Origin of the sequence: Lysinibacillus boronitolerans JCM 21713 = 10a = NBRC 103108 (assembly GCF_000772935.1) — a bacterium.
GTDB lineage: Bacteria > Bacillota > Bacilli > Bacillales_A > Planococcaceae > Lysinibacillus > Lysinibacillus boronitolerans.
In genome coordinates this window covers 300,199-307,293 of record NZ_JPVR01000079.1, presented here as the reverse complement: position 1 = coordinate 307,293, position 7,095 = coordinate 300,199, and the positions used below count along the sequence as shown (strand labels likewise).

The following is a 7,095-nucleotide window of genomic DNA, read 5'->3' as shown; positions in this document are numbered from 1 at the left end:
GAGATTATGCATCAAGGACTCCTCCATGCAGACCATTTATTTATCGATTCTACGCATGTGAAAGCGAGTGCGAATAAACGAAAGTATGATAAAAAAGTTGTGCGAAAAGAAACACGGGCTTATGAAGAGAAACTTCAATTAGAGTTAAATATTGATCGTGAGGAACACGGAAAAAAGCCCTTTTCCCCGGAGAAATTTGAAAAAGAAGAATGGAAAGAAATAAAGGAAAGCACGACAGATCCTGAAAGTGGATATTACGTGAAGGATGAACGTACGAAACAGTTTGCGTATTCTTTTCATGCAGCGACAGATGAAAAGGGCTTTGTCTTAGGTGCCATTGTGACTCCGGGAAATGTGCACGATAGCCATGTATTGCAGCCACTTGTTGAAAGAGTCATTCAAAACGTTCAAAAACCAATCGCTGTTGCGGCAGATGCAGCCTATAAAACACCAGCGATTACGAACTTTTTATTAGAGAATCAAATGTTGCCTGTTCTTCCGTATACACGACCTAAAACGAAAGATGGATTCTTCCGAAAGCATGAGTATATATATGACGAGCATTATAATTGTTATCTTTGCCCACAAGGGCAGATATTGAAGTATGCAACTACGACGAAAGAAGGATATCGGCAATATAAATCGAATCCTTTGATTTGTGCGAAGTGTCCAAGCCTTTCCCAATGTACAGAAAGTAAGCATCATCAAAAACTCATTCAACGCCATATCTGGGAGTCGTATGTGGAGGAAGCTGAACATTTACGCCATTCCTATGACATCAAACAAATTTATGCAAAGCGCAAAGAAACGATTGAGCGTGTCTTTGCCGATGCAAAAGAAAAGCATGGTATGCGATGGACAACCTTAAGAGGTCTGAAAAAATTGTCCATGCAGGCGATGCTTACTTTTGCTGCCATGAATTTAAAGAAACTGGCTACTTGGACGTGGCAGGCAGCTTAAGAAGGTATCTATGCTCGAAGAGTATGTTGAATTTGGTAGTATATTACCAAATGTTAAAGATAAAATAGGAAGAAAAATGACAAAAGCCCATCGAAAGTGAACTTCTCGATGGGCTTTTGTCTACAGTCTGAAAGAATGAGGTACATTTTTATCCTCATTCTTTTTTTGTTAAATAATAATTTTATTCAAATTACAATTCATAATTTTTGCATAACTTTGGGGTAAATTAAGATTAAATAAGAAATATTTTTTCTAGGAAACCTAGGAGAAATGAATTCAAGAAAAATGAGGGAACATTCACTAAAAAAATAGTACACATCTGATTTATATTTAGAGGAGTGATATTTGATGGAGAGAAAAGAAAAAAGAGACCACATCCACAATCATAATGTTTCGCATGAACCAATAACAAATCATATGCAAGATGTTCATGAAAATTACAGCCCTAACAATAAGAAAAATAATGAACACAATCATCATCAACATAATCAAAGCGAGGGTAACAACAAACACCATGGTCATTCGATTTCTGATTTTAAGAAAAGGTTTTGGGTATCTTTAGTATTAACGATTCCAATATCATATTTATCCATGATGATTCAGATGCTTCTTGGATATAAAGTAAATTTTGCTGGTGACACATTATTACTATTCTTACTTTCAACAATAGTCTTTTTCTATGGAGGAAAACCATTTTTACTTGGAGCATGGAGTGAATTGAAAAATAGAACTCCTGGGATGATGCTATTAATTACTCTTGCTATCGTAACAGCTTATGTCTATAGTTCACTAACAGCATTTTTCATTGAAGGAAGTGACTTCTTTTTTGAATTAGCAACCTTAATTGTTATTATGCTTCTTGGACATTGGATCGAAATGAGATCAATAATGGGTGCTTCAAAAGCATTAGAAGAGTTAATTAAATTAATGCCTAAAGAAGCTCATAAGTTAGATGCATCAGGCAACCTTATTGAAGTATCTGTTGAAGATTTAAAACCAGGTGATCAAATACTAGTAAAACCAGGCGAGAAAATTCCCATTGATGGAATAGTTTTTGAAGGACACTCTACAGTTGATGAATCGATGTTAACTGGGGAATCAATTCCTATTGAAAAAAAGGTAGGTATGGAGGCCATTGGGGGTTCAATTAATGGAGAGGGTGTACTAAAAATAAATGTTAGTAAAACAGGCAGTGACACTTATCTTGCACAAGTAATCCAATTAGTAAGCGATGCAGAAAAAACTAAATCAAAAGCTCAAGGATTTGCTGATACAGCCGCTAAATGGTTATTCTATGTCGCTATTGTTGCAGGTATTATCACACTGGTTTATTGGTGGTCAACAGATGACTTTGATTTTGCATTAGAAAGAATGGTGACAGTTTTAATAATTGCTTGTCCTCATGCTTTAGGTCTAGCTACTCCTTTAGTAACATCACGTTCTACATCTATTGCTGCTAAGAAGGGTTTATTAATTAGGAATCGTACTTCATTTGAAAACGCATTTAAAATCAATAGAATTGTGTTTGATAAAACTGGTACCTTAACTGAAGGTAATTTTGGTATAACGGATATTCATCCAGTTACAGGGGTTAGCGAAAAAGAATTATTAAAGCTTGCTTACTCTGTAGAAATTCAATCTGAACATCCAATAGCAAAGGGAATTGTAAAAGAGGGTAAGAAGCAAAATATAAAAGTATCTGAAGTAAAAGGTTTTAAAAATTTAACAGGTAAAGGGTTAGTGGCTAATGTTAACGGGTCTGAAATTGCAATTGTTAGTCCAAATGTTTTAAAAGAAAAAAATATTAGCTTCGATGAAAGTACTTACGAAAAACTTGCACAACAAGGTAAAACCGTTATTTTTATATTAAAGGATAATGTATTTTTAGGCATGATTGCTTTAGCAGACATAATAAGGGATTCCTCTTATAAGGTTATAAAAGAATTGAGTGATTTAGGTATTGAAACCGTTATGATGACAGGTGATAACGTGCGTGTAGCAAAATATGTTGGTGAAAAACTAGGCATGACGAAAGTTATTGCTGAAGTATTACCCCATGAAAAAGCTAATAAGGTGAAAGGACTAAAAGAAGAAAATTCGAAAGTTGCAATGGTTGGTGACGGTGTTAATGATGCGCCTGCACTGGCTGAATCAGATTTAGGTATTGCGATCGGTGCAGGCACAGATGTGGCCATTGAAACTGCAGATGTAGTACTGGTAAACAGCAATCCAGAGGACATTCTGAATACATTAAAGCTATCGAAAGCTAGTCATAAAAAAATGGTCCAAAATTTAGGGTGGGCAGCTGGTTATAACATTCTTGCAATTCCACTAGCTGCAGGCGTTTTATATAGTGTAGGTATTGTTATTACACCTGCAATTGGAGCTGCTGTCATGTCCTTAAGTACGATTATATGTGCAATAAATGCACAATTGCTCAAAATCGAATAAGTAAAGATGAAGCAAAAAATTCGTCAAATATAATTTGACGAATTTTTATTATATTGTAAAAAAAAGATTCCAATTTCCTGATTAGTTAAAACTATATATTAAATTTTACATATAGTATATCAGAAGCTTAGTGAACAGAGGGGGGATATAAGTGTGTATAAATAACAACTTTATAGAAGATCAAGCTTTTCATATAACAGAAAAGATTTTGGGGAACTCCATATACAAAGTGGTGAGGATTGAAGGCTCGAGAAGCAATACTCATAATCAAAAATCGAACGGGGAGAACCTTATAACAAAACTAATTTTAGAAGACGAGAATGGTGTATTTTATTCAATTAAACCTGATCAATTTGGTCTTATGTTCGCAAATGGAGAAGTTAGTTATAAAAAATACTGTCGATTGCAAAAAAAAGATGACTTAAAAGTAATTAGTTATTCAATCATAGGAATGGGAATCATAATTAGTATGATGATAGGTCTCATGAAGCTTCTCTTAGTTTAATAGGGTATTCGGATTTTATGGTGGAAAAGGGCTTATAAATCACCCTTCTCCAAATTCTTAATAAGTGTGGAAAAATCGACACCAAAGTTGTCTGTAATGTCGTGATCATTCACTTCATACCAATTGAAAGTATCGTATAACATAGCTTTATTGAAAGCACTTGAATTAAATCGTGGCTTACGCTTTTTATGGAGCTTCTCATTGAAAAGGATTTTGGCTCGTAAGGCATCAAACGAGTAACCTCTACCCATTCGCTCTACCTGCCTAATAATGCTGTTAATTGACTCCGTATAAGCATTAGTGAGCCTTTTATCAAAGTAGTTGAATATTTCGACATGCCAGTTGTCTACGGCTCTCACGAGGTCTTTATATGCGTCTTTAGAGTTGCTGGACATACAACGGTGTCTCCATTGACTATAACGAAGATGACCTTCATCTGGATCAGGAGTATCCCATATCCAGTAAAACTCTTCTTTGAGTTCATAGGCTTCTTTTAAAGCAGGAAGATTACCTAACCAAGTATCTAAGAGGAATGATTCACGTTCATTTAGATCGTGTTTACGCTTTAGAAGGATAAACCTTTCACGCATAAGGGTACGTCTTTCTTTTTGGCTCATATGGGCTTTCAAAGACTTTCTGACGTTATCTAAGGCTTGATTAGCCATTCTAACTACATGAAACTTATCTACGACAACTTTAGCGTGTGGAAGGATAGTGTTCACTGCGTCTTTGTAGGGCTTCCACATATCCATTGTGACGTACTCAATGTAAGTCCTGTCACTGATTTCTGAAAGACGTTGGATGACTGTTTCCTTGTTACGGTTAGGCTTGATGTCATAAATAGTCCTGCGTTCAATATTAGTCAATACAAGCCGAGGTCTACGGATAATATGTATCTCGTCTATCCCAAGCCACTTAGGAGTTTCAAACTGGTATTCACGTTCTTTGAGTGCCACATAGTCCTTAAAAACGTTCCTAATGGTTTTCTCGTCAACACCAACGCTTTCTGCGACTTCTACAAAGGTCTTAGACATGGATTGCTCTTGAATGGACTTTAAAAGCCTTTTGGTCATACTACGCTTTTCATCTACAGATATTAGGCGTTCCCAGAAGGTAGATCCGCATTCACGACACTTGTATCGTCTACGGTTCAATTGTAAGCCCACTCGCTTTAAACGAATGGGCAAATCCATAATTAGTTGATTTCTTGAACTGTGTTTGTACAACTTGTCAAAACCACATTCAGGACAACGTTCAGGTGGTCCGACTGCTTCAACTTTAAACATCATATCGGTTTCATTTTCTTGTGGCGGTTCTATTGTTTTAATGTCTGGTAGGGATAATAAGTCTGACATATTATTCATCCTTTATTACTCTGCGGTGTTAAGGTATCAATTATAGATTTGATGTCGAAATCATCAGTGTTAAATTATTTTTGTGACCACAAATGCACTTAGAAAATCCCTTAAAGCATTAGCTGGTTCACTTGAATAGGGAGTTGTAAAAAAGTTCCCTTAGCCTGCACAACAAGATAATTTCGAAATATCTTTATCGAACGTAAGTGCAGCTAATTTTAGCCCTTCAGCCATTGTTAAATATGGTGCTAGGGTTTCTGTTAAATCTTCTATCGTTAAGCCAAATTTAACAGCTAATGATGCTGCATAGATGACATCTCCTGCATTCTCAGATACAATATGAACCCCTAATACTTTTAGTGTTTCTGCATCTGCTACTAGTTTAAATACACCGGTTGTTTCACGGTTTACAATTGCTCTTGGAACAGCATCTAAAGGTAATACAGATGTCTTCACATCATACCCTTTCTCTTTTGCTTGTTCTTCTGTTAAACCAACCGTTGCAACCGTCGGATTCGTAAACGTAACAGCAGGAACTACCGATAAATCTATTTTTTTGTTTAATCCACCAATAGCATTATCAGTAATAATTCCACCTTCATAGGCTGCTACATATACAAATTGTGGTCCTAAAGTCACATCTCCTGCTGCATAAATCTTTTCATTACTTGTTTGACCAAAATCATTGATCAGGATTTCATTATTTTTTCCAGTTTCAACACCTGCTGCACTTAAATTTAAAGAATCCGTATTTGGTTTTCTTCCAGTGGCAACAAGTAACTGATCTGATTCAATGACTTCTCTACTGCCATTTACTGTTACGTAAACCCTTTTTATCTCTCCACTTTGTTCAACACGCTCAAAAGTTGCCCCTTTGACAAGGTTTATACCCTGTTCAATTAACGCTTTTTCAACTGACTCTGAAATCTCAGGATCATACTCCTTTAAAAGTCGCTCACTTCTTTGCATAAGCGTTATTTCTGAACCTAAATGATGAAATAGTTGTCCAAGCTCCATTCCAATGTATCCTGAACCAATTACAGTTAATCGTTTTGGTATTTTCTTTAACTCAAGAAGTGTTGTACTAGTTAAATAGTCCATTTTTTCAAGTCCTGAAATTTGGGGCAACGAAGGCGATGCACCTGTTGCAATTAAAAAGCGTTTTGCAGATAACTTTGCCCCATTGACCTCAACCGTACTAGCATCAACGAATTTTGCTTCACCTTTAATTAAATCAAAATTATATTCATCAATTAAATCCATATATTTTTGATTCCGAAGTTCGCTCACCAATTTATCCTTTTGCGTGATTAAACTAGCTAAATCCACTTCTCCAGCGGATGTTTGTAAACCTATAAACGGATTGTCTTTTGATAAATGATTGATTTCCCCTGCCCTAAGAAGAGTTTTTGACGGAACACAGCCAATATTCACACAGGTTCCCCCAACCGTTCCACGCTCAATCATTCCAACTTTTGCACCGTATTCTATAGCTTTAATTGCCGAAGAAAAGGCAGCAGCACCAGAACCAATAATAAGAAGGTCATAATTGTCTTCATTAATTAACGCCACGTTTTCTAGTGATGATACTTCTTCAATTTCTCCGGCTTGGTAATTTGCTTCATCAATCGCCTTTATTGCACTTTCAACCTCAATATCATCGGGCAGTTCAAATACTGCTTCACCACGACGATAACTAGACTCAATATTTTTAGCACCTATCTTTTCAAGTGCTGATTCTACGTGTTTTTCACAACCCGTACAAGTCATTCCTGAAATGTTTACCTTAAATTTATTCATAAAAAAGCTCCTTTCGTTAATTAA

General features: G+C 35.9%; 4 protein-coding genes. 2 read left to right on the top strand and 2 right to left on the bottom strand.

What is annotated here, in order from left to right; genetic code table 11:
* On the top strand, window positions 1-960 hold a 960-nt coding region (locus CD31_RS18405), incomplete at its 5' end, for an IS1182-like element ISBsp5 family transposase (protein ID WP_036079832.1).
* 348 nt (window positions 961-1,308) lie between these two features.
* A complete protein-coding gene (locus CD31_RS18400) occupies window positions 1,309-3,411 on the top strand; it encodes a copper-translocating P-type ATPase (RefSeq protein WP_009374088.1) in 2,103 nt (700 codons plus the stop codon).
* Window positions 3,412-3,948: 537 nt separating this feature from the next.
* On the opposite strand, the gene CD31_RS18390 is transcribed toward CD31_RS18400, so the two are convergent.
* A complete protein-coding gene (locus CD31_RS18390; protein ID WP_009374086.1) occupies window positions 3,949-5,271 on the bottom strand; it encodes an ISL3 family transposase in 1,323 nt (440 codons plus the stop codon).
* A gap of 159 nt (window positions 5,272-5,430) precedes the next feature.
* The gene (merA, locus tag CD31_RS18385; protein WP_002440486.1) at window positions 5,431-7,071 is read right to left on the bottom strand and encodes a mercury(II) reductase; all 1,641 of its coding nucleotides are present in this window, start codon (window positions 7,069-7,071) and stop codon (window positions 5,431-5,433) included.
* Window positions 7,072-7,095: the final 24 nt, after the last annotated feature.

Excerpts from the sequence above, each read along its gene's own strand:
- CD31_RS18400 (WP_009374088.1), top strand. The coding sequence starts at position 1,309 with ATGGAGAGAAAAGAAAAAAGAGACCACATCCACAATCATAATGTTTCG.
- CD31_RS18390 (WP_009374086.1), bottom strand. The coding sequence starts at position 5,271 with ATGTCAGACTTATTATCCCTACCAGACATTAAAACAATAGAACCGCCA.
- merA (WP_002440486.1), bottom strand. The coding sequence starts at position 7,071 with ATGAATAAATTTAAGGTAAACATTTCAGGAATGACTTGTACGGGTTGT.